Below are 21,162 nucleotides of genomic sequence, written 5' to 3' on the forward strand. Positions count from 1 at the left end.
GCGACGGTTCGGAATGGAGAACCCTACCGGCTTGAGGAAAGACAGTTGCTCCTACAAAGGCACGCAATCCCCCTGTCAAGCTGTCGCAACCCGGATGCCGCGGCGACAATGGCGGCTTCGTTCCGCAGCCCAGCAGACCCGCATGACCCACCTTTCCCCCGCCCTCGCCCGCAAGATCGCATCCACCATCGCCGGGGAAATCGGCGCGCAGCCCACCCAGGTGCAGGCGGCGGTGGGGCTGCTGGACGAAGGGGCGACCGTGCCCTTCATCGCCCGCTACCGCAAGGAAGTGACCGGCGGGCTGGACGACACCCAGCTGCGCAACCTGGAAACCCGGCTGACCTATCTGCGCGAAATGGAGGACCGCCGCGCGGCGATCCTGTCGAGCATCTCCGAACAGGGCAAGCTGACCGATGAACTGCGCGCCGACATCGAGGCGGCCGACAGCAAATCGCGCCTCGAAGACCTGTACCTGCCGTACAAGCAGAAGCGCCGCACCCGCGCGCAGATCGCCCGCGAAGCCGGGCTGGAACCACTGGCCGACGGCCTGCTGGGCGACCCGACCCGGGTGCCGGAGGAATTCGCCGTCGGCTTCGTCGATGCCGACAAGGGCGTGGCCGATGCCAAGGCCGCGCTGGAAGGCGCGCGCGCGATCCTGATCGAGCGCTGGGGCGAGGACGCCGCACTGCTGGGCGAGCTGCGCGACTGGCTGGCGCGCGAGGGCCTGATCCGCGCAAAGGTGGTGGAGGGCAAGGAAACCGCGGGCGAGAAGTTCCGCGACTATTTCGACCATGCCGAACCGCTGGCGAAGATCCCCTCGCACCGGATGCTGGCGCTGCTGCGCGGCCGGCGCGAGGAGTTCCTGCAGCTGGATCTCGATCCCGGTGCGGATGCCGAGGCAGGCCACCAGTACGCGGAAGGGCGCATCGCCCTGCATGCAGGCATCGACGCGCGCGGCCGCGCCGCGGATACCTGGCTGCGCAACGCGGTGCGGCTGGCGTGGCGCGCCAAGATCCACATGCACCTGCTGCTGGACCTGTTCAACCAGTCACGCGAGAAGGCCGAAGGCGAGGCCATCGCCGTGTTCGGCGACAACCTCAAGGACCTGCTGCTGGCCGCGCCGGCGGGCCCGAAAGCCGTGTTGGGCCTCGATCCCGGCCTGCGCACCGGCGTGAAGGTGGCGGTGGTGGATGCCACCGGCAAGCTGGTCGCCACCGACACCATCTATCCGCATGAACCGCGTCGCCAATGGGACCAATCGCTGGCGACGCTGAAGCAGCTGTGCGTCGCCCACGGCGTGCAGCTCATCGCCATCGGCAACGGCACCGCCAGCCGCGAGACCGACAAGCTGGCCGGCGACCTGCTCAAGCTGGTTCCCGAGTTGAAGGCGCAGAAAATCGTCGTGAGCGAGGCCGGCGCATCGGTGTACTCCGCCTCCGAACTGGCGGCGAAGGAATTCCCGAACCTCGATGTGTCGCTGCGCGGCGCCGTCTCCATCGCCCGCCGCCTGCAGGACCCGCTGGCCGAACTGGTGAAGATCGAGCCGAAGGCGATTGGCGTGGGCCAGTACCAGCACGACGTCGACCAGTACCGCCTCGCCCGCGCGCTGGATGCGAAGGTGGAGGACTGCGTGAACGCCGTCGGCGTGGACGTGAACACCGCCTCCGGCGCGCTGCTGGCGCGGGTCTCCGGCCTGTCCGCCACGGTGGCCGAGAACATCGTGGCGCATCGCGATGCCAACGGCGCGTTCAAATCGCGCAAAGCGCTGCTGAAGGTGCCGCGCCTCGGCGAGAAGACCTTCGAACAGTGCGCCGGCTTCCTGCGCATCATGGACGGCGAGCAGCCGCTGGATGCTTCGTCGGTGCACCCGGAAGCCTATCCGGTGGTCGAACGCATCCTCGCGGCCGGCGGCAAGTCGGTGAAGCAGATCATCGGCGACAGCGCGTTCCTGCGTTCGCTCAAGCCCGCGCAGTTCACCGACGCGCGTTTCGGGGAACCCACCGTGCGCGACATCCTGAAGGAACTTGAGAAACCCGGCCGCGACCCGCGCCCGGAGTTCAAGGCCGCGCAGTTCGCCGACGGCGTGGAGGACATCAAGGACCTGCGCCCGGGCATGGTGCTGGAGGGCGTGGTCAGCAACGTCGCCGCGTTCGGCGCGTTCGTGGACATCGGCGTGCACCAGGACGGATTGATCCACATCTCCGCGCTGTCCGACCGCTATATCAAGGATCCGCGCGAAGTGGTGAAGGCCGGCGACATCGTCAAGGTCAAGGTGCTGGAAGTGGACGTGGCGCGCAAGCGCATCGCACTGACCCGGCGCATGGACGATCCGGTGGGCGAGGCGCGCACCGATGCGCGGCGCGACGAGCGCCCTGCCCGTCGCGATGGCGGTACCGCGCGTGGCCCGCGCCCTGCCGCACCGGCGCAGCAGAAGGCGCCCTTCAACAGCGCCATGGCCGATGCCCTCAAGGGACTCAAGCGCGGCTGATCGCCGCGCAAGGTCAGAGGTCGAACGCCAGCAGGTCCAGTCCGGTCGCCGCGCGCACCACGCGGCGATACAGCACGTTGCCGTTGGTGGCATTGGTCATCGCCACCAGCGCGCGGCGCCGGCGCGCATCGCCCAGCGCGAAGGTCTTGAAGATGCCGCCATTGCTGCCGGAGTGGTAGAACACCGGCCCCCGTGCCGTGGCTTCGAGGTTCCAGCCCAGGCCCTTGTCGGTCCAGCGGCCGGGCACGTCGATCTGCCGCCGCAGCATCGCCTCTCGGGTGGTGGGCTTCAGCTCCCAGGGCCGCGCATCCGCGTGCACCATCAGCGCCATGAACCTCGCATAGTCCTGCACGGTGCAGCGCAGGCTGGCGGCCGCATTGGCCAGGATGTCGCTGGCCCAGCTCACCAGCCCCGGCCGCGCGACGGCCTGCGCCTCGGGCATCGCGCGCTCGGCGTCGGCATAGCGCCACGCGGACAGCGGCTTGCCGATGCGAACGGCCACCGGCATCGCCGCCTCCCAGGCATCGCGCAACATCTGCGGCGGCACCGCGATTCCGCCATCGTCCGATTGCCTGTGGCCATGCACCGACCGCTCGGCGAGGCCGGCGTCCCAGGCGTAGCTGCTGTCGCGCATGCCGGCGGGGTCGAACAGCAGCCGATGCATGGTCTGGTCCAGGCTTTCGCCCGTGAGCCGCTCCACTGCCAGCTGCAGCCAGACGAAAGCCTCGCCGGAGTAGTCGATGCGCGTGCCCGGCGCGACCGCAGGTTCGAGCCGCTCGTTGGCCGGATCCTTGCGCCAGTCCGGCAGGCCGGTGGAATGGCGCAGCACGTCGCGCACGGTGATGCGTGCCAGCCAGGGCGACTTGCCCAGGTAGTCCGGCCTGGCATACGTCACCAGCGGCGCATCCAGCGCCAGTTCGCCGCGATCCACCAGTTGCAGCGCCATGTAGGCGAACATCGGCTTGCTCAGCGAGGCCGCCTCCCACACCGTCTCCTCGCCGACCGGCACGTTCCGGCCGGCATGCGCCAGGCCGAAGCCACGCGACCATGCCAGTCTGCCGTCCTCGACCACCGCGATGGCGATGCCCGGCACGCCCAGCGCCTGCATCTGCCGCGGCAGGTCGCGCAGGAAATCGTCGGCAGGGATCCAGTCGGCATTCGCGTCGATGGTGGGCGACGCGCGCAGGCCCCACGGCCCCAGCAGGGACAGCGCGAGGCCGGAACCGAGCAGGCGGCGGCGGGACATCGCGGGCATGGCGCGTGTCCTAGCGGCTCGGGTCAGCGGACCGGCGGTCTCCGCCATCCGCGGCGGGCGGCGGCGGCTCGCCGCTCCAGCGCCGCACCGCACGCTGGAAAAACTGGCTGTTGGGCACCCGCAGCTGGCTTTCAAAGCCGTCGCCGTGGCGCTCCAGCAGGGTCACGTAGACCAGGTTGATGTCGATCACCTGCCCGCCCAGGCCCGGCTTCTCGCCGTTGTCCAGCACCTCGATGTGATCGAAGAGGCGGAACGGGCGGGTCACCAGGATCAGGAACGAACAGAAGATGTTGGTGAGCACGCTCCAGGCTGCGAAGAACGCCACCGCCGCCACCGTCGCGAAGCCGGTGAACGCGCCCCACAGCACGCCGGCCGAAACCCCGAACAGCTGCAACACCGCCAGCAGCGCGGTGGTGCCGATGAGGAACGTCGCTACCCGGCGCGCGCCCATCACCACCATCGGCGGCAGTTCATAGCGCGCGGCCAGGCGCGCGATCAGCCGCCGCACCAACCCGCGCAGCGACCACGCCACCAGCAGGATCGCCAGCACTTGCAGGGCCAGCGCGAGGTACTCGAACCGGGGCTGCAGCCACACAGGCAGGTATCTTTCCATGCCCCCATGTTACCCGCGGCACTGCGACAACAGCGGCAGCAGGCGTCAGCCGCGGCGATAATGGGCGCATGCAGTGCACTCTTCCAGACCCCATCGACGACCCGCGCCCGCAGCCACCGGAGGCGCCGCTGCCCAGCGACTGCTGCGACAGCGGTTGCGATCCCTGCATCAACGACACCTACGCCGAAGCACTGGCGCATTACCGGCAGACGCTGGCGGCGTGGCTGGCCCGCCATCCCGACGCCCACCGATAGGCGCGCCGCGGCGGCGCGCTGCTACGGCGGGTGCTCGGACAGTGCCGGGATCCCGGTCGGCCGCCCACGCCCGTCCAGCGCGATCATCGTGAAGCGCCCGCGCGTGCACAGCTCGCACTCGCCGCCCAGCAGGTCCTCGGCGATCAGCTCCACCTCCACCTGCATCGAACTGCGCCCGACCTCGACGATCCTCGCCACCACTTCCACCAGCTGGCCCTGACGGATCGGCAGGCGGAAATCCACCTGCTCCGAACGCGCCGTCACCACCGTCCGCCGCGCGTAGCGCGAGGCGGCGATGAACGCGGCCTTGTCCATCCACGCCAGCGCCTGTCCGCCGAAGAGCGTGCCCAGATGGTTGGCGTGGTCGGGGAAGACGATCTCCTGCAAGCGCGCCTCGATGGGCCGCGCCGGCTCAGAAGGCATGGTCGAACGCCACCTCGCCCTGCACGCCGACCTGGTAGGCCGACACGCGACGCTCGAAGAAGTTGGTCAGCTCCTGTACGTCCTGCAGCTCCATGAACGGCAGCGGATTGCGCACGTTGTACTGCTTCGCCATGCCCAGCTTGACGAAGTGATTGTCGGCGCAGTGCTGCAAATACTGGCGCATGTCGCGGGTCGAGATGCCGGCCACGCCGCCGGAGAGCACGTCCTCGGCAAACTGCACCTCGCATTCGATCGCCTCGGCCAGCATGTCGCGCACCTGCACCTCCATCCCCGCGTCGAACAGGTCCGGCTCCTCGGCGCGGATGGTGCGCACGCATTCGAAGGCGAAGTCCATGTGGCAGCTTTCGTCGCGGAACACCCAGTTGGTGCCGGACGACAGCCCCGGCAGCAGACCGCGCGAACGGAAGTAGTAGACATAGGCGAAGGCGGCGAAGAAGAACAGGCCTTCGATGCAGGCGGCGAAGCAGATCTGGTTGAGCAGGAACTGGCGGCGCTGCTCGCGGGTCTCGATGCGCTTCAGGCCCTGGATCGAGTCGATCCACTTGAAGCAGAAATCCGCCTTCTTCTTGATCGACGGGATGTTCTCCACCGCCGCGAACGCCTTGAAGCGCTCTTCCGGGTCGGGCAGGTAGTTGTCCAGCAGGGTCAGGTAGAACTGCACGTGCAGCGCCTCCTCGTACAGCTGGCGCGACAGGTACATGCGCGCTTCCGGCGCGTTGAGGTGCTGGTACAGGTTCAGCACCAGGTTGTTGGATACGATGGAATCGCCGGTGGCGAAGAACGCCACCAGCCGATGGATCAGGTGGCGGTCGGCCGGCGACATCTTCGAATGCAGGTCGGTGATGTCGATCTGGAAGTTGATCTCGTCCACCGTCCAGGTGTTGCGGATGGCGTTGCGGTACATCTCGTAGAAATCCGGGTAGCGCATCGGGCGCAACGTCAGTTCGAAACCGGGATCGAGCAGCATTTGGCGTGGTTGTGCGGACATGGGGATTCCTTTTTCTTCTCCCTTCGGGAGACAAAGCGGCAGGATTGCCGATTTGCACGGGGTCAGCCGCCCGAAGGGTGAGCGCCATGGATGGCGCGAATGTATGTGGCGCGTAGCGCCGGATGAGGGTTCGGTGAGGAAACGCGAAAAGCGCCCCTCACCCGCCGTCGGCCCCCTCTCCCCGCATGGCGGGAGAGGGAGAACAGGGATTACTGGCAGGCTTCGCAGGCTTCCGGGTTCTCCAGCGAGCAAGCCACCGCCTGCGCCGGCGTGTAGCTGGACACGGTGGTCTTGGCGATCTTGGTGGCCGGGCGCGAGCGCAGGTAGTAGCAGGTCTTGATGCCCTGCTTCCATGCGTACATGTACATGGACGAGAGCGCGCCGATGTTCGGGCTTTCCATGAACAGGTTGAGCGAGGCGGACTGGTCGATGAACGCGCCGCGCTCGGCGGCCATGTCGATCAGGCTGCGCATCGGCAGCTCCCACACGGTGCGGTAGACGTGGCGAAGGGTTTCCGGGATCTGCGCAAGGTTCTGGATCGAGCCGTCGGCCAGCTTGATCGCATCGCGCATCTCCGGCGTCCACAGGCCCAGCTGCTTGAGCTCGGCGACGAGGTAGCGGTTGACCTGCAGGAAGTCGCCGGACAGCGTCTCGCGCTTGAACAGGTTGGACACCTGCGGCTCCACGCATTCGTAGCAGCCGGCGATGGACGCGATGGTCGCGGTCGGGGCGATGGCGATCAGCAGGGAATTGCGCAGGCCGTGCTGCTGGATGAGCGCGCGCAAGGCATCCCAGCGCGCGGGGTTGTCGGGAGTGACATCCCACGCATCGAACTGCAGCTCGCCGACGGACGCGCGGGTGTCGGCGAACGAGGCATGCGCGCCGCGCTCGACAGCCAGCTCGCAGGACGCGTCCAGCGCGTGGAAATAGATCTCCTCGGCGATCTTCTTCGACAGCGCGCGGGCGGCTTCGGAGTCGAACGCCAGACGCTTGCGGAAGAACACATCCTGCAGGCCCATGCAGCCCAGCCCGACCGGCCGCCAGCGCAGGTTGCCCCGGCGCGCTGGCTCGATCGGATAGAAGTTCAGGTCGATCACCCGGTCGAGCTGGCGCACCGCCAGCCGCACGGTTTCGGCCAGCTTGTCGAAATCGAAGTCGCCGTGCGGGTCCAGGTGATGCGCAAGGTTGATCGAGCCGAGGTTGCACACCGCCGTTTCTTCCGCGCTGGTGACCTCCAGGATCTCGGTGCACAGGTTGGACAGGTGGATGACGTTGTGCGGGCGCAGGGTTTGGTTGCCCGCGCGGTTGCACTTGTCCTTGAAGGTCATCCAGCCGTTGCCGGTCTCGGCCAGGGTGCGCATCATCCGCGCATACAGCTTGCGCGCCGGCACGGTGCGCTGCGCCTTGCCCTGCACTTCGGCCTGCTGGTAGGCGTGCTCGAACGCCTCGCCGTGCAGGTCCACCAGCTCCGGCACCGCGTGTGGATCGAACAGCGACCAGACCTGGTCGGCCTCGACGCGCCGCATGAACAGGTCGGGCACCCAGTTGGCCAGATTGAGGTTGTGGGTGCGGCGCGCGTCGTCGCCGGCGTTGTCGCGCAGCTCGAGGAAATCCTCGATGTCGGCGTGCCAGGTGTCCAGGTACACGCAGGCCGCGCCCTTGCGCTTGCCGCCCTGGTTGACCGCCGCCACCGACGAATCCAGCGTCTTCAGCCAGGGCACGATGCCGTTGGAATGGCCGTTGGTCGAGCGGATCAGCGAGCCGCGCGAGCGCACCCGCGACCAGCTCACGCCGATCCCGCCGCTGAACTTCGACAGCTGGGCGATCTCGCCGTAGCGCGCGTAGATCGACTCCAGCGAGTCCTGCGGCGAATCCAGCAGGAAGCACGAGGACAGCTGCTCGTGGCGGGTGCCGGCGTTGAACAGGGTCGGGCTGGACGGCAGGTAGTCCAGGCTGCCCAGCCGCTGGTACAGCGCCAGCGCCTCCGGCACGTCCTCGCTCAAGGCGCTGGCGATACGCAGGAAGAACTGCTGCGGCGTTTCGATCACCTTGCGCGAATGCGGGTGACGCAACAGGTAGCGGTCGTACAGGGTGCGCAGGCCGAAGTAGTCGAAGTTCAGGTCGAGCGCCGGGTCGATGGCGTCGTTGAGCTTGCGCGCGTTGGCCTGCACGAAGCCGAGCAGGCGGTCGTTGATCAGGCCGACTTCATGTCCGCGGCTGACCGACTGCGAGAACGCGTGGATTTCCTGCCCGGTGACTTCCTTGGCGATGGTGTTGGCCAGCAGGCGCGCGGCCAGCCGGCCGTATTCGGGTTCCTCTCCGATCAGCAGCGCGGCGGTGCGGATCGACAGCTCGTCCAGTTCCTGCGTGCTGGCGCCGTTGTACAGGCCAGAGATGGTGCGGGTGGCCACGCGCATCGGGTCGACCGCGTGCAGCCCGTCGCAGCAGCGCTGGACGGCGCGCACGATCTTGTTCAGATCGACCGGCTCGGTGCTGCCGTTGCGCTTGGTGACCGCCATGGCGGTGGCGGTGGGTGGCGGGGTGAGGTCGAACGCGGGCGCGGCGGGTGCCGCTTCGGCGGGCGCTTCGGCAATCAAGGTCTGCGACATCTGGCGTCTCCATGCGGATGCACGGGCCCGGCCTGTCCCTCGCAGGCGCGGATGGCATCGGAAACGTCAGGGTGGAAGCGCGGTGTCGCACGGCCTGCGATCCGGCACGGCCTGCGTGCGCGGCGACCCTGCTGCACCAGCCATCTCCCCCCGGAGATCCGTCGGCCGGCACCGCGCGGCGTGCTTCGCGCGGCTGTCGGCAGGTCTTCGGACTCGTGGATGTGGCGGGCATGCAGCCCCACCGCCTCGGCCGCCGCTTCCCAGGGCCACCGCCCCAGTGCGAATCGCGACTTCGTCTCCACCTACCGCTGCGGGGCAGTGCCGGGATGGGCGCGCCGTTCCGGAGAACACTGCGCCGCACCGGCTTCCCTTTTCATCCGACAAGTTGTGCCTGACGGAACCGACAACCCCAAGATACGGGGGATGTCGCCGAGGGTCAATCCCGGGCAGCCGCGTCCCCGGCGCTTGCCGCATAGCGCCAGTAAGCGGGCGTGTCGAGCGTCCCGCCGATCCATTCCAGCCGGGTTCCGGGCGACACCGCCAGCGCCAGCGCACCGCTGCCGAACGCCCAACTCAGTGCCTCCGCAGCGGCCGCCTCGACGGGCTGCGCGGTCACCGTGCGGGCGGCACGCGGCTGCAGGCCCTCGCCGCTGCGCTTGCCGCGCGCCTCCTTCAGCGTCCACAGCGCATGGAATACGTCGGCTCGGGTCGCCTCGTCCGCGTCGTGCACGCGCTGGCGCTCCTCCGGCGAAAACACGAACCGCGCCAGCGCGTTCCAGTCGCGCACACGCTGCGGCAACTCGACATCGACGCCCACCGGCGCATCGGCCAGCGCAACCGCAAGCCAATCGCCGCTATGGCTCAGCGACACCTGCAGCGGCGCGGCATCGCCGTCCACGTGCAGCAGCGGGCGGCCATCGGCCTGCGCATCCAACGCCAGCCTGCGTACATCCACCTGCAGCCACTGCGCGGCCAACCATCGGGCCTGCCAATGGCCCGCCAGGAACGTGTCGCGGCGAGCAGGCGACGTGATGGCCTGCAAGCGCAGGCGCTCCGTTGCGGTCAACCACTCCAGCCCGCGCGCAACCGTGTCGGCGGCGGTCGCGACGACCGGCAGCAGGTGCAGGCGCGCGGCACCGCTCATGCGGACCACCGCCGCGCCTGCGCCGCCAATCAGTCCACCATTGCCGGCAGCAGTTTTTCGGGTTCGGCCTGCACGTCCAGCACCAGCTCGCCATCCACCGCGTCCAGCGCCACCCGGCCACCGTCGACCAGCTTGCCGAACAGCAGTTCATCGGCCAGCGGGCGCTTGATCTTGTCCTGGATCAGCCGCGCCATCGGGCGGGCGCCCATCAGCGGATCGAAGCCCTGCTGTCCCAGCCATTCGCGCGCGGCCGGGGTGGCGGTCAGGGTCACCTGCTTCTCGTGCAGCAGCGTTTCCAGCTCGATCAGGAACTTGTCCACCACCCGCAGGATGTGCTCGAAGCCCAACGCCTGGAACTGCACCACCGCATCCAGCCGGTTGCGGAACTCGGGCGTGAAGCCGCGACGGATCGCCTCCATCGCGTCCGGGCTGTGATCCTGCTGGGTGAAGCCGATGCTGCGCCGCGCCGCCTGGGTGGCGCCGGCATTGGTGGTCATCACCACGATCACGTTGCGGAAGTTGGCCTCGCGCCCGTTGGTGTCGGTCAGCGCGCCGCGGTCCATGACCTGCAGCAGGATGTTGAAGATGTCCGGGTGCGCCTTCTCGATCTCGTCCAGCAGCAGCACGCAGTGCGGCGTCTTGACGATCTTCTCGGTCAGCAGGCCGCCCTGGTCGAAGCCCACGTAGCCGGGCGGCGCGCCGATCAGGCGGCTGACCGAATGCGGCTCCATGTATTCGCTCATGTCGAACCGGATCAGTTCGATCCCCAGCTGCATCGCCAGCTGGCGGGTGACCTCGGTCTTGCCCACGCCGGTCGGGCCGGCGAACAGGAAGTTGCCGATCGGCTTGTCGGGATTGCCCAGGCCCGAGCGCGCCAGCTTGATCGCGCTGGACAGGGTCTCGATGGCGGGATCCTGGCCGAAGATCACCATCTTCAGGTTGCGCTCCAGATGCTGCAGCACGTCCTTGTCGGACGCGCTGACCTGCTTGGCCGGGATGCGCGCCATCTTGGCGACGATGGTCTCGATTTCCTCCACGTCGATCAGCTGCTTGCGGGTGTCGGCCGGCAGCAGCCGCTGGCGCGCGCCGGCCTCGTCGATCACGTCGATGGCCTTGTCCGGCAGCAGGCGGTCGCCGATGTGCTTGACCGACAGGTCCACCGCGGCGCGGATCGCCTCGTCGGCGTAGGCCACGTCGTGGTGCGCTTCGTACTTGGGCTTCAGGCCCTTGAGGATCTCCACCGCCTCGCCCACGGTCGGCTCGACGATGTCGATCTTCTGGAAGCGCCGCGCCAGCGCGCGATCCTTCTCGAACACGCCGCGGTATTCTTGGAAGGTGGTCGAGCCGATGCAGCGCAGCTCGCCGTTGGCCAGCACCGGCTTGATCAGGTTGGAGGCGTCCATGGTGCCGCCGCTGGAAGCGCCGGCACCGATGATGGTGTGGATCTCGTCGATGAACAGGATCGCGCCCGGCTGCTTCTTCAGCGCCGCCAGCACGCCTTTCAGGCGCTTCTCGAAATCGCCGCGGTACTTGGTCCCGGCCACCAGCGCGCCCAGGTCGAGCGAATAGATCACCGCGTCCGCCAGCACGTCCGGCACCTCGCCATCGACGATCCGCTTGGCCAGACCTTCCGCCAGCGCGGTCTTGCCGACGCCGGATTCGCCCACGTACAGCGGGTTGTTCTTGCGCCGGCGGCACAGCACCTGGATGGTGCGCTCGATCTCGTCGGCCCGGCCGACCAGCGGGTCGATCCTGCCGGCCGCGGCGGCCTCGTTGAGGTTGCTGGCGAATTCGGTCAGCGGATCGCCCTTGCCCTCGCCCTCGCCGCCCTCGGCCTTGCCCTCGCCGTCCTGCGCAGGCTGGCCTTGCTCGTCTTCATTGCGGGCGATGCCGTGGGACAGGTAATTGACCACGTCCAGCCGATGCACGTCCTGCTGATTGAGGAAGTACACGGCGTGCGAGTCCTTTTCGCCGAAGATCGCCACCAACACGTTGGCGCCGGTGACCTCCTTCTTGCCGGAGGACTGCACGTGGTAAACCGCGCGCTGCAGCACGCGCTGGAAGCCGAGGGTGGGCTGGGTGTCGCGGCCGTCGTCGTCGGCGAAGCGGCTGACCGACACCTCGATGGCGTTGTCCAGCTCCTCCCGCAGCCGCGGCAGGTCCGCGCCGACCGCGCGCAGCACCGCCTCCGCCGAGGGATTGTCCAGCAGCGCCAGCAGCAGGTGCTCCACCGTCATGAACTCGTAGCGCGCCTCGCGGGTGCGCTTGTAGCACTGGCCGATGGTTTGCTCGAGATCCTTGCTGAACATGTAAACCTGCCTTCGGGTACGTCAGCTCCTATGTAGGGCGCATTCGGCCCCGGGACAAGTGCCGGCCCCGGTTCAGGCCCGTTCCATCGTGCATAGCAGCGGGTGCTGGTTCAGCCTGGCGTATTCGTTGACCTGCGCCACCTTGGATTCTGCGATCTCGCGGGTGAACACCCCGCATACGCCGCGGCCACGGGTATGCACGTGCAGCATGACCTGGGTGGCGCGCTCCAGCCCCATCGAGAAAAACCGCATCAGCACGTCGACCACGAAGTCCATCGGCGTGTAGTCGTCGTTGAGCAGCAGAACGGTGTATTGCGGCGGGCGAGCCACTTCCGGGCGCGCCGGGGCCAACACGGTGCCGTGGTCGTGGTCGCGCTGCGGCTTGTCGGGTTGGTTCGGCATGGGCAAATTATACGTCGCACCGTCCATCCCACCCATGCACCGGAGCTTCCATGCGCCTGCCCCTGCTCGCCGCCATCCTGGTCGCTCTGGCCGCACCTCCTTCCACGGCCGGCGATGCCTCGGTCCAGGCGCGCCTGGACGCACGCGGCATCAAGTACGAGATCGACAGGGACGGCGACTACAGGGTCGTGGTTTCCTACAAGTCGGAAAACCGGACCCAGCTGGTGTTCGTCTCCGGCGCCACCGAATCCATCCAGGGCCTGCTGGTGCGCGAGGTATTCTCCCCGGCCGGCAAGGTTGGCGCGGATGCCATCGCAGGCAAGGCGCTGGAGCTGCTGAACGAAAACCGCACCCTCAAGGTTGGGGCGTGGGAAGTCGCCGGCGATGTCCTCTATTACGTGATCAAGCTGCCGGACAACATCGATGCCGCGCAGCTGGAGGCGGCCATAGACATCGCGGCGGAAACCGCGGACAACAAGGAAATCGAACTGTCCGGCAACGAGGACGCACTCTGACATGAGCTACCGCGAAGGCCGTTTCTGGCAGCCGGACGTCACCGTGGCCACTCTGGTGGCGCGGGACGGCCGCCTGCTCTGCGTGGAAGAACGGGCGGGCGAGCGTCTGGTGCTCAACCAGCCCGCCGGCCACCTCGAGCCCGACGAAAGCCTGCTGGAGGCGGCGCTGCGCGAAACCCGCGAGGAAACCGGCTGGCACGTCCGGATCACCCATCTGGTCGGCACCTACCAATGGAAGGCACCGGTCGCGCCTGACGGGAGCGGCGGCCGCCACTACCTCCGCTTCGCCTTCGCCGCCGAACCACTGGAGGAAATCCCCGACGCAACGCTGGACGAGGGCATCGTGCAGGCGCTGTGGCTGACGCCCCGGCAACTGCAGGCCGAGGTCGCACGCCACCGCAGCCCGCTGGTCTGGCGGGCGGTGGCCGACTACCTGGCGGGCAACCGCCATCCGCTGTCGCTCGCGCAGCAGCTGCCGTGAACGGGGGCGGACAGCGCATCGTCGTCGGCGTGTCCGGCGGCGTCGACTCCTCGGTCGCTGCGCTGCTGCTGCGCGACGCGGGCTATGAGGTCACCGGCCTGTTCATGCAGAACTGGGCCGACGATGGCACCGGCGAATGCCGCGCCGAGGACGACCGCCGCGACGCGGTGGCGGTCTGCGGCACACTGGGTATCCCGATCCGCTTCCGCGACTTCTCGAAGGAATACTGGGACGGCGTGTTCCGCCACTTCCTCGACGAATACGCCGCCGGCCGCACGCCCAATCCGGACGTGCTGTGCAACCGCGAGATCAAGTTCAAGCATTTCCTCGACGCCGCGCGCGAACTGGGCGCGGAGGCCATCGCCACCGGGCATTACGCCCGCGTGGACCACGACGGCCGGCGTTTCCGCCTGCTGCGCGCGGTCGACCGCAGCAAGGACCAGAGCTATTTCCTGCACCAGCTGGGCCAGTCGCAACTGGCGGCCACCCACTTCCCGCTGGGCGGCCTGCACAAGAGCGAAATCCGCCGGATCGCCGCCGAATACGGCCTGCGCACGGCGGAAAAGAAGGATTCCACCGGCATCTGCTTCATCGGCGAGCGCGATTTCCGCAGCTTCCTGGCCCAGTACCTGCCGGCGCGCGAAGGCGAGATGCGCACGCCCGACGGCAGCCGCATCGGCAGCCATCCCGGTGTGTTCTATTTCACCCTGGGCCAGCGCGAAGGCCTGCACATCGGCGGCGTGCGCGGCCGTCACCAGGCGCCTTGGTTCGTGGTCGCCAAGGACGTGGAGCGCAACATCCTCTATGTCGACCAGGGCCACGACAGCCCTTGGCTGCAGTCGCGCGCGCTGCGCAGCGAAGCCGCGCACTGGATCGCCGGCCAGCCACCGGCGGCGCGCTTTGCCTGCACCGCGCAGACCCGCTACCGGCAGCCGGACGAGGCCTGCGAAGTCGAGGTCCTGGAGGACGGCACGCTTGCCGTGCGCTTCGACCATCCGCAGCGCGCGGTCACCCCCGGTCAATCGGTGGTGCTCTACGATGGCGACCACTGTCTGGGCGGCGCGGTGATCGCCGCCACCGACGCACCCTTCCCCCAACCGGATTCCAGCGAGACGATTTCCGCATGAGCAACCCCATCGACGACCGCGTGCTTGCCCTTGCCGGCCTGGTCCAGGCCCTGGCGCAGGTGCGCAGGATCGCCGACACCGGCCAATCCGAAACCCGCCAGGTGCAGGCCGCGCTGGACAGCGTGTTCCGCATCGACGCCGCCAGCGCGGAAGCCGTCTATGGCGACGCCGGCGACCTGCGTGGCGGCCTGCGCCTGCTGCGCGACTACCTGTCCAGGGGCAACAAGGACGAGGCGCTGGGCCGGCTGGCGCTGGCCGTGCTGCAGCTGGAGCGCCGCTTCGTCCGCAGCGGCGGCATCACCTCGAAGGTGCAGGCGGGGCTGCGCCAGCTGGCGGGGGAAGCCCAGGCGCAGGGCAGCACGCACCCGGACGTCATCGCCGAACTGGCCCGCCTGTACGCCGACACCATCAGCACCCTGCGGCCGCGGGTGATGGTGCAGGGCAACCCGCATTACCTCGGCCAGGCCGGCGTGGTGGCCGAGATCCGCGCGCTGCTGCTGGCCGCATTGCGCTCGGCCGTGCTCTGGCGGCAGATGGGCGGCAGCCTGTGGGATTTCGTGTTCCGCCGGCGCGAAATGGCCGCCGCGATCGACGCCCGGATGGCCTGACCACCGCATCCCGTCCCATGCCTGGCGCCCTCTGCGCCGGCCATGGGCCCGGTATTCCGTCGCGCGTCGGCCGAGCCGCCCGCATGGCGCCCTGCTGCCGCGCCCTCGCCCCGTGCCATCGCAGCGGCACGGGGCGGTACCGGATCAGAAGCGGTACGCCCCCCACAGCGAGGCCATGCCGTCGTCGCCGTAGGCGCCGTTGCGCCGGCTGAGATCGAAACGGAAGGTAGCCTTGCCGCCAAACGCCGCGCTCAGGCCCATCCCGAACAACCGGCTGTGGCCGCCCGGCGCCATCCCCTGCAGCGGCGCCCACTGCTCCACGCCGGTGAAGCTGGCCTCGAACAGCTGACCACTGGACGTCAGCGTGCGTTGCCATTCGGCGCGGGCATCGGCGCGCAGGTCCACGCCGCCGACGCGCCATGCACGTTCCCCGCGCAGGCCGGCGAAGCCCTGCCAACGCTGGCTGTCCCAGGCGTTGGCACGCAGCCCGAAGCCGCTGGCGCTGCTTTCGATGAAGCCGTCATTCCCCATCCGCACGAACTGTGCCCCCAGGTAAGGCGTCAGCGCCAGGCCGCCTGCATCGAAGCGCCGGCCGATTTCGCCGAACGCCGCCAGGTAGTCGCCCGACAGCCGGGTGGCGGCCGCGTCGCGCAGCCCACCCAGCAGCAGCCCGCGCTGCATCTGCCGATGGAACGTGCCCGCGGCCAGCTGCGCCTGTGCCTGCCAGCCATCGCGCCAGCCGGCGGCGTACAGCTGCACTTCGCGCTGGTGGCCGCGGCTGCGATCACCGCCGCCATCCAGCCAGCCGGATTGCTCCAGCCGGTTCATCGCCACGCCCAGCACCGCGTTGCGGCCCAGGCGCCAGTCGTTGCCGATCATGCTGCCGGTCGCGTCCATGCCCAGCTGGCCGAAGCCGGCGCGGGCCAGCTCGCCGCTGGCGGCGAGGTCGCGCGCCCAGCCCCCGGCTTGCGCCGGGGCCTGTCCCACCGCGTCGACGCGCTGTCCCAGCGCGCGACGCCCGGCGTCGATGGCATCGAAGGTCATCGCCGCCGAGGCCGCGTGCAGCTCACCGGACAGGCTGCGCAACGATGCGTCGGCATTGGCCACGCTGGCCGACTGTTGCAAAGCGCCAGCGGCATCGATGAACGCCCCGCCGATGGCGGCCGGACCGCCCCCGCCCAGCTGCCGGTCGATCGCCTGCATCGCCGACTCCACCCTTGCCGCCGAGGCCAGGCTTGCCCCGGTGAGGCCCATGCCCGCCACCGCCTTGGTCACGTCGATGCGGTTGATGTTGAGGAAAACGTTGTTGGGGTCGTAGGCCAGCGCGGCGTCCAGAAACACGTTGGAGGCCGCGCGCAGGGAGACGAAGGTGCCGGTGACGCCGCCTGTGGCGTTGATCAGCGTTTCCTTCGACGTGGTGGTGTAGCCGCCCTTCACGCCGAGGATGGACATGGTGCCGTTGACGCTGGCAGAACCGGTCACCTTCAACGCGCTGCCCAGCCACACGCCCAGGTTGCCGCTGCCGGACTGGCTGAAGTTGCCGGCGATGCTGGCCGGCGTGGCGGCACCGCTCAGGAAGGCGCCGTTGTTCGCCACGTCGCCGCCGAACGCGCCGCTGGCCCACACCGTGGCGCCGCTGGCGATGGCCAGGTTCGACCGCAGCCCCTTGCGCACGTCCAGCCCGCCCGCGTTGACCTGGGTTGCGCCGGTGAAGCGCCCCGCTTCGGTCAGGGTCAGGGTGCCGCTGCCGCCCTTGACCAGCCCGCCGCTGCCGATGATCTCGTTGCGCCACACCGAATTGCCGGAGAACGCCACGCTGAAGTCGCCCCAGGCGAAATTGCCGGGTCCCATCGCCGCCTTGGTCACGTCCAGCAGGCCCCAGCCGAACACGGCATCGACCCCTGCTGCGCCAAGATCCTTGGCACCGCCGAGGATGGCCTGCCGCACCTGGTCGTTGCTGAAGTAGGGGAACGCCGCCCACACCACCGCGGCCGCGCCGGAAACCAACGGTGCCGCATACGAGGTGCCGCCGCCCTGGTACAGACCGCTGGTGGCCTGCGAGGTCGCATCCGGGTCGATGAACACCACGTTGCCCGGCGCCACCAGGCAATAGTTCATCGCCGGCCCGCATTCCTGCGAGTAATCGGTCAGCTGGGTGGGGTTGAGCGGGTCCAGCGCGCCGACCGTGAGCCAGCCCTTCTCGAGGACGGCGTCGTTGGCCAGCGTCGGCAGCATGGCGTTGTCGGAAGGCTTCGGCCGGTAGCGCGCGTCGCGACCGCTGTTGCCGTTGGCAAACACGACGATGCCGCCGCGGTTGACGGTGAAATCCTTGTACGCCGTGGCCAGCTCCAGCGACAGCGCCGGATCGCTCCAGTACAGCCCGCCCCAGGAGTTGTTGATGATTTTCGCGCCGGCATCGGCCAGCTGCTTGTGCAGGTAGACGAAATCCTCGCCCAGGCCTTCACCGGCGTGGATCTCGTTGCCCGCACCGGAGCCGTCGTCCTTGGGCGGCGCATCGCTGATGATGCGCGAGGACACGATACTGGCGTTCTGGGCGACGCCGCCGCCCCAGGTATCGGTCTGGCCGCTGTTGCTGCCGTCGCTGTTGAGGTAGTTGCCGACCACCGGCCGGCCGGCCGCGAGCGAGGCCACCGTGGTGCCGTGGCCGACCTTGTCGTCGACGCTGAGATCGTTGCCGCAGGCAGCCGTCGTGCAGATGTTGATGAAATTCTTGCTGACCCGCCCGGCCAGGGTGGGATGGTTGCGGTTCACCCCGGAATCCAGCAGGCCGATGGTGATGCCCTGCCCCTTCAAGCCGGCGCCCAGCGCCCCGGCCGCATTGGTCAACAGCAGGTGGCGGTTGAGGCTGTTGTTGGCGAGCGAAACAGGGCCCGCCAGCACCGGTACCGCGGGCGGATTGACCGCCAGCGACGCATCATTGGCAACGTTCGGCGTGAAGCCGGGGCCGGACGGTGTGACCGGCGGCGGCGTGGGCCGCACGTTGCTGCCCCCCCCGCCCCCGCCGCAGGCGGACAACGCCAGCGCGATGGCAGCAGGCAACAGGGTGACGGCCAGCCGGAGCTGGCGCTGCGATACAAGATTCCCGTCCATTTCTTCCCCGATTCGATGTGCAACCGAGCCGCCCGGCACGGCCTTCTGGATGACGACTTTGTAAGCCCGCACCGCCGTTCGCGCAACACCGGGCATGCACCACACAGCTGAATGCGGCACCGCAACATGCGCGCGTTTTTAGAGCGATAATCGGAGTTTGCCGGCCTGTCCGGCCCCACGCACCCGGAGCTTCCCATGAGCGACGTCGTCATCGTCGGTGCCAAGCGCACCGCCATCGGTTCCTTCCTCGGCCAGTTCACCGGCCTGCCCACGCCCGCGCTGGGCAGCGCCGCCATCGCCGGCGCGCTTGCGCAGTCCGGGCTGGCCGCCGACCAGGTGGACGAGGTCATCATGGGCTGCGTGCTGCCGGCCGGTCTCGGCCAGGCGCCGGCGCGGCAGGCCATGCGCACGGCCGGCATCCCCGACGCCGCCGGCGCCACCACCGTCAACAAGGTCTGCGGTTCCGGCATGAAAGCGGTGATGCTGGCCCACGACATCATCAAGGCCGGCTCGGCCAAGGTCGTGGTTGCCGGCGGCATGGAGTCGATGACCAACGCCCCGCACCTGCTCAACGGCTCGCGCACCGGCGTGCGCTACGGCAGCGCCGAGTTCCTCGACCACATGGCCTTCGACGGCCTCACCAATCCCTACGACGGCAAGGCGATGGGCGTGTTCGGCGACGCCGCCTGCGCCAAGTACGGCTATGACCGCGCCGCCATCGACGCGTTCTCCGCCGAGAGCGCCCGCCGTGCCCAGGCCGCGCAGGCCGCCGGCGCGTTCGCCGCCGAGATCGTCCCGGTCACCGTCAAGACCCGCAAGGGCGAGGTGGTGATCGACAGGGACGAGGAGCCCGGCAAGATCGATCTCAACAAGATCCCCGAGCTGCGTCCGGCCTTCGGCAAGGATGGCGTGCTGACCGCCGCCTCGTCCTCCAAGATTTCCGACGGCGCCGCCGCGCTGGTGGTGATGTCGGCCGAGGCCGCCGCTGCCGCCGGCGCCAAGCCGCTGGCCCGCATCGTCGCCCATGCCACCCATGCGCAGGCGCCCGAGTGGTTCACCACCGCACCGGTGTCCGCGCTGAAGAACGTACTGGACAAGGCCGGCTGGTCGGTGGCCGACGTCGACCTGTTCGAGGTCAACGAGGCCTTCGCCTGCGTGGCGATGGCGCCGATGAGCGACCTCGGCATCCCGCACGACAAGCTCAACGTCAATGGCGGCGCACTGGCCCTGGGCCACCCGATCGGCGCCTCCGGTGCGCGCCTGCTGGTCACCCTGATCCACGCCCTGCAGGCCCGTGGCGGCAAGCGCGGGGTGGCGTCGCTGTGCATCGGCGGCGGCGAGGCCACCGCCCTGGCCGTCGAAATCATCTGATTCCTAACGGCGCAATGACGGGAATTTAACGTCCTTCAGAAAAAAACCCGGCCAACCGCTTGACACGCGACATTGGCTTGTCATCATGTTACCGGCGCGCAGTTTGCGCGTTGCCAAAACTCATACAACGACGAGGAATCCGTATCATGTCGATCAACAAGATCCTGCTGGCGATGGCGCTGGGCCTGGCCCTGACCGCCTGCAGCAACCAGAAGCAGGCTGACGAAGCGACCGCCGACGCCGCGGGCGCGGCCGTCGAGGCCCAGGCCGCTGCCGACGCTGCTGCCGTGACCGGCGACAGCGCTGCTGCCGACGCCGCCCAGGCCGCTGCCGACACCGCTGCCATGGCCGCTGACTCCGCAGCCGTTGCCGCCGATGCCACCGCCGATGCGGCTGGTACCGCCGGTGCTGGTGCTGCTGCCGACGCCGCCCAGGAAGCTGCCAAGGCCGCCGATCAGGCTGCCGACTCGGCTGAAGCCGCTGCCAAGTCTGCTGAAAAGCAGCAGTAATCTGCGGGCGCCTGGCGTCCTTTCAGATTGCTGTAAGATTGGAAAAGCCGTCGATATCCCGACGGCTTTTTCATGCTCCCGGCAACGGGGGCGTTGTAAGAAGTCAGTGAACGACCCGCCGGCCCATTGCCGGATCGCTAAGCGCACTGGCGTTGCCTGATCCGCAAACCGATCCATTTCAGACAACTCCTCAGGAGAGAACCATGAACACCAAGCTTTACGTGCTCCTCGCCGCTGGCGTCCTCGCTCTGTCGGCCTGCAAGAACGAAGCCACCGACGCCGCTGCCGATGCCGCCGCTGCCACCGAGCAGGCCGCTGACGCCGCCGCCGACCACGCCGCCGACGCCGCCGCCGCTGCGGGCGAAGCCGCTGACGCCGCTGGCGATGCCGCCGCTGCTGCCGGCGACGCCGCTGCCGCCGCGACCACCGACGCCGCCGATGCCGCCGCCGACGCCGTGAAGGACGCCGCTGCCGACGTCAAGGATGCCGCCAAGGACGCCGCCGCCGACGCCGCTGGCGCCGTGAAGGAAGGCGCCGCCAAGGTCGAAGAAGCCGCCAAGAAGTAATCCACGGCGACGCGCAATACCCGCAAGGCCCGCCCTCACCGGCGGGCCTTGTTCTTTTCCCGCGCCACAAAAAAGCCCCGCCGGAGCGGGGCCTCGAATGCTGCGGCGCTGGCCGCGCGGTCAGGCGGGCTTGACGCCGGCCGCCTGCGCGCCTTTCGCACCCTGCTGCACTTCGTAGCTGACCCGCTGGCCTTCCTGCAGGCTGCGGAAGCCCGTGGAGTCGATGGCGGAAAAATGCACGAACACGTCGGTGCTGCCGTCCTCGGGGGCGATGAAACCGAAGCCCTTGGCATCGTTGAACCACTTCACTGTGCCGTACTGCATGATTGCGAAGACCTCTTGCGAATGCGTGTGGTGATGGACTGGAT

The 21,162-nt window shown here is 68.8% G+C and carries 19 protein-coding genes and 1 riboswitch; of the genes, 9 read left to right on the forward strand and 10 right to left on the reverse strand.

Annotated elements, in window-relative coordinates:
• Positions 1-142: 142 nt before the first annotated feature.
• On the forward strand, positions 143-2,488 hold the full coding sequence (locus SPK54_RS04660) for a Tex family protein (RefSeq protein WP_330946771.1): 2,346 nt from the start codon (positions 143-145) through the stop codon (positions 2,486-2,488).
• Positions 2,489-2,501: 13 nt separating this feature from the next.
• On the opposite strand, the gene SPK54_RS04665 is transcribed toward SPK54_RS04660, so the two are convergent.
• Together SPK54_RS04665 and SPK54_RS04670 are read right to left on the reverse strand one after the other, a co-directional pair.
• Positions 2,502-3,743: a serine hydrolase domain-containing protein gene (locus tag SPK54_RS04665; protein ID WP_330946772.1), complete on the reverse strand. Its 1,242-nt coding sequence runs from the start codon at positions 3,741-3,743 to the stop codon at positions 2,502-2,504.
• Between the two features lie 10 nt (positions 3,744-3,753).
• Positions 3,754-4,356, reverse strand: a complete 603-nt coding sequence (locus SPK54_RS04670) for a mechanosensitive ion channel family protein (RefSeq protein WP_330946773.1) — start codon at positions 4,354-4,356, stop codon at positions 3,754-3,756.
• Positions 4,357-4,424: 68 nt separating this feature from the next.
• On the opposite strand from SPK54_RS04670, the gene SPK54_RS04675 reads away from it, so the two are divergent.
• The gene (locus SPK54_RS04675) at positions 4,425-4,610 is read left to right on the forward strand and encodes an oxidoreductase-like domain-containing protein (protein ID WP_330946774.1); all 186 of its coding nucleotides are present in this window, start codon (positions 4,425-4,427) and stop codon (positions 4,608-4,610) included.
• 21 nt (positions 4,611-4,631) lie between these two features.
• Here the strand turns inward: SPK54_RS04675 and SPK54_RS04680 are convergent, their stop codons facing one another.
• The 6 genes from SPK54_RS04680 to clpS form a co-directional block, all read right to left on the reverse strand.
• A complete protein-coding gene (locus tag SPK54_RS04680; RefSeq protein WP_330946775.1) occupies positions 4,632-5,033 on the reverse strand; it encodes an acyl-CoA thioesterase in 402 nt (133 codons plus the stop codon).
• Entirely contained in the window at positions 5,023-6,042 is a 1,020-nt protein-coding gene (locus tag SPK54_RS04685; protein WP_330946776.1) for a ribonucleotide-diphosphate reductase subunit beta, read from the reverse strand. Before SPK54_RS04685 ends, SPK54_RS04680 begins: the two co-directional genes overlap by 11 nt.
• Before the next feature lie 209 nt (positions 6,043-6,251).
• Entirely contained in the window at positions 6,252-8,561 is a 2,310-nt protein-coding gene (locus SPK54_RS04690; RefSeq protein ID WP_330946915.1) for a ribonucleoside-diphosphate reductase subunit alpha, read from the reverse strand.
• 270 nt (positions 8,562-8,831) lie between these two features.
• Positions 8,832-9,071, reverse strand: a riboswitch (cobalamin riboswitch).
• 16 nt (positions 9,072-9,087) lie between these two features.
• Positions 9,088-9,795, reverse strand: a complete 708-nt coding sequence (locus SPK54_RS04695) for a 4'-phosphopantetheinyl transferase superfamily protein (RefSeq protein WP_330946777.1) — start codon at positions 9,793-9,795, stop codon at positions 9,088-9,090.
• 29 nt (positions 9,796-9,824) lie between these two features.
• Positions 9,825-12,104: an ATP-dependent Clp protease ATP-binding subunit ClpA gene (gene clpA, locus SPK54_RS04700; RefSeq protein ID WP_330946778.1), complete on the reverse strand. Its 2,280-nt coding sequence runs from the start codon at positions 12,102-12,104 to the stop codon at positions 9,825-9,827.
• A 72-nt stretch (positions 12,105-12,176) separates the two neighbouring features.
• The gene (gene clpS, locus SPK54_RS04705; RefSeq protein ID WP_330946779.1) at positions 12,177-12,506 is read right to left on the reverse strand and encodes an ATP-dependent Clp protease adapter ClpS; all 330 of its coding nucleotides are present in this window, start codon (positions 12,504-12,506) and stop codon (positions 12,177-12,179) included.
• Between the two features lie 50 nt (positions 12,507-12,556).
• Between clpS and SPK54_RS04710 the strand changes: the two genes are divergently transcribed.
• Genes SPK54_RS04710 through hflD form a run of 4 tightly spaced genes read left to right on the forward strand, consistent with a single transcriptional unit; the run spans position 12,557 to position 15,237 of the window.
• Entirely contained in the window at positions 12,557-13,021 is a 465-nt protein-coding gene (locus SPK54_RS04710; RefSeq protein WP_330946780.1) for a YbjN domain-containing protein, read from the forward strand.
• Between the two features lies 1 nt (position 13,022).
• Complete coding sequence (locus SPK54_RS04715; RefSeq protein ID WP_330946781.1) at positions 13,023-13,502, forward strand: NUDIX hydrolase; 480 nt, start codon at positions 13,023-13,025, stop codon at positions 13,500-13,502.
• Complete coding sequence (mnmA, locus tag SPK54_RS04720) at positions 13,499-14,629, forward strand: tRNA 2-thiouridine(34) synthase MnmA (protein ID WP_330946782.1); 1,131 nt, start codon at positions 13,499-13,501, stop codon at positions 14,627-14,629. Before SPK54_RS04715 ends, mnmA begins: the two co-directional genes overlap by 4 nt.
• Positions 14,626-15,237, forward strand: a complete 612-nt coding sequence (gene hflD, locus SPK54_RS04725; protein ID WP_330946783.1) for a high frequency lysogenization protein HflD — start codon at positions 14,626-14,628, stop codon at positions 15,235-15,237. The genes mnmA and hflD overlap by 4 nt, the downstream gene beginning before the upstream one ends.
• Before the next feature lie 144 nt (positions 15,238-15,381).
• Here the strand turns inward: hflD and SPK54_RS04730 are convergent, their stop codons facing one another.
• The gene (locus SPK54_RS04730) at positions 15,382-18,348 is read right to left on the reverse strand and encodes a S8 family serine peptidase (RefSeq protein WP_330946784.1); all 2,967 of its coding nucleotides are present in this window, start codon (positions 18,346-18,348) and stop codon (positions 15,382-15,384) included.
• Positions 18,349-18,543: 195 nt separating this feature from the next.
• Here SPK54_RS04730 and SPK54_RS04735 point away from each other — a divergent pair, with 195 nt between their 5' ends.
• The 3 genes from SPK54_RS04735 to SPK54_RS04745 all read left to right on the forward strand — a co-directional run bounded on the left by SPK54_RS04735 (position 18,544) and on the right by SPK54_RS04745 (position 20,794).
• The gene (locus SPK54_RS04735; protein ID WP_330946785.1) at positions 18,544-19,719 is read left to right on the forward strand and encodes an acetyl-CoA C-acyltransferase; all 1,176 of its coding nucleotides are present in this window, start codon (positions 18,544-18,546) and stop codon (positions 19,717-19,719) included.
• 146 nt (positions 19,720-19,865) lie between these two features.
• Positions 19,866-20,228, forward strand: a complete 363-nt coding sequence (locus SPK54_RS04740; RefSeq protein WP_330946786.1) for a hypothetical protein — start codon at positions 19,866-19,868, stop codon at positions 20,226-20,228.
• 203 nt (positions 20,229-20,431) lie between these two features.
• Positions 20,432-20,794 (forward strand): hypothetical protein, encoded by a 363-nt coding sequence (locus SPK54_RS04745; protein ID WP_330946787.1) that lies wholly within the window; start codon positions 20,432-20,434, stop codon positions 20,792-20,794.
• A gap of 120 nt (positions 20,795-20,914) precedes the next feature.
• Here the strand turns inward: SPK54_RS04745 and SPK54_RS04750 are convergent, their stop codons facing one another.
• Positions 20,915-21,118, reverse strand: a complete 204-nt coding sequence (locus tag SPK54_RS04750) for a cold-shock protein (protein WP_330946788.1) — start codon at positions 21,116-21,118, stop codon at positions 20,915-20,917.
• Positions 21,119-21,162 lie beyond the last annotated feature (44 nt).

The sequence above is a fragment of the Thermomonas sp. LB-4 genome (assembly GCF_036409385.1).
Taxonomy (GTDB): Bacteria; Pseudomonadota; Gammaproteobacteria; order Xanthomonadales; family Xanthomonadaceae; genus Thermomonas.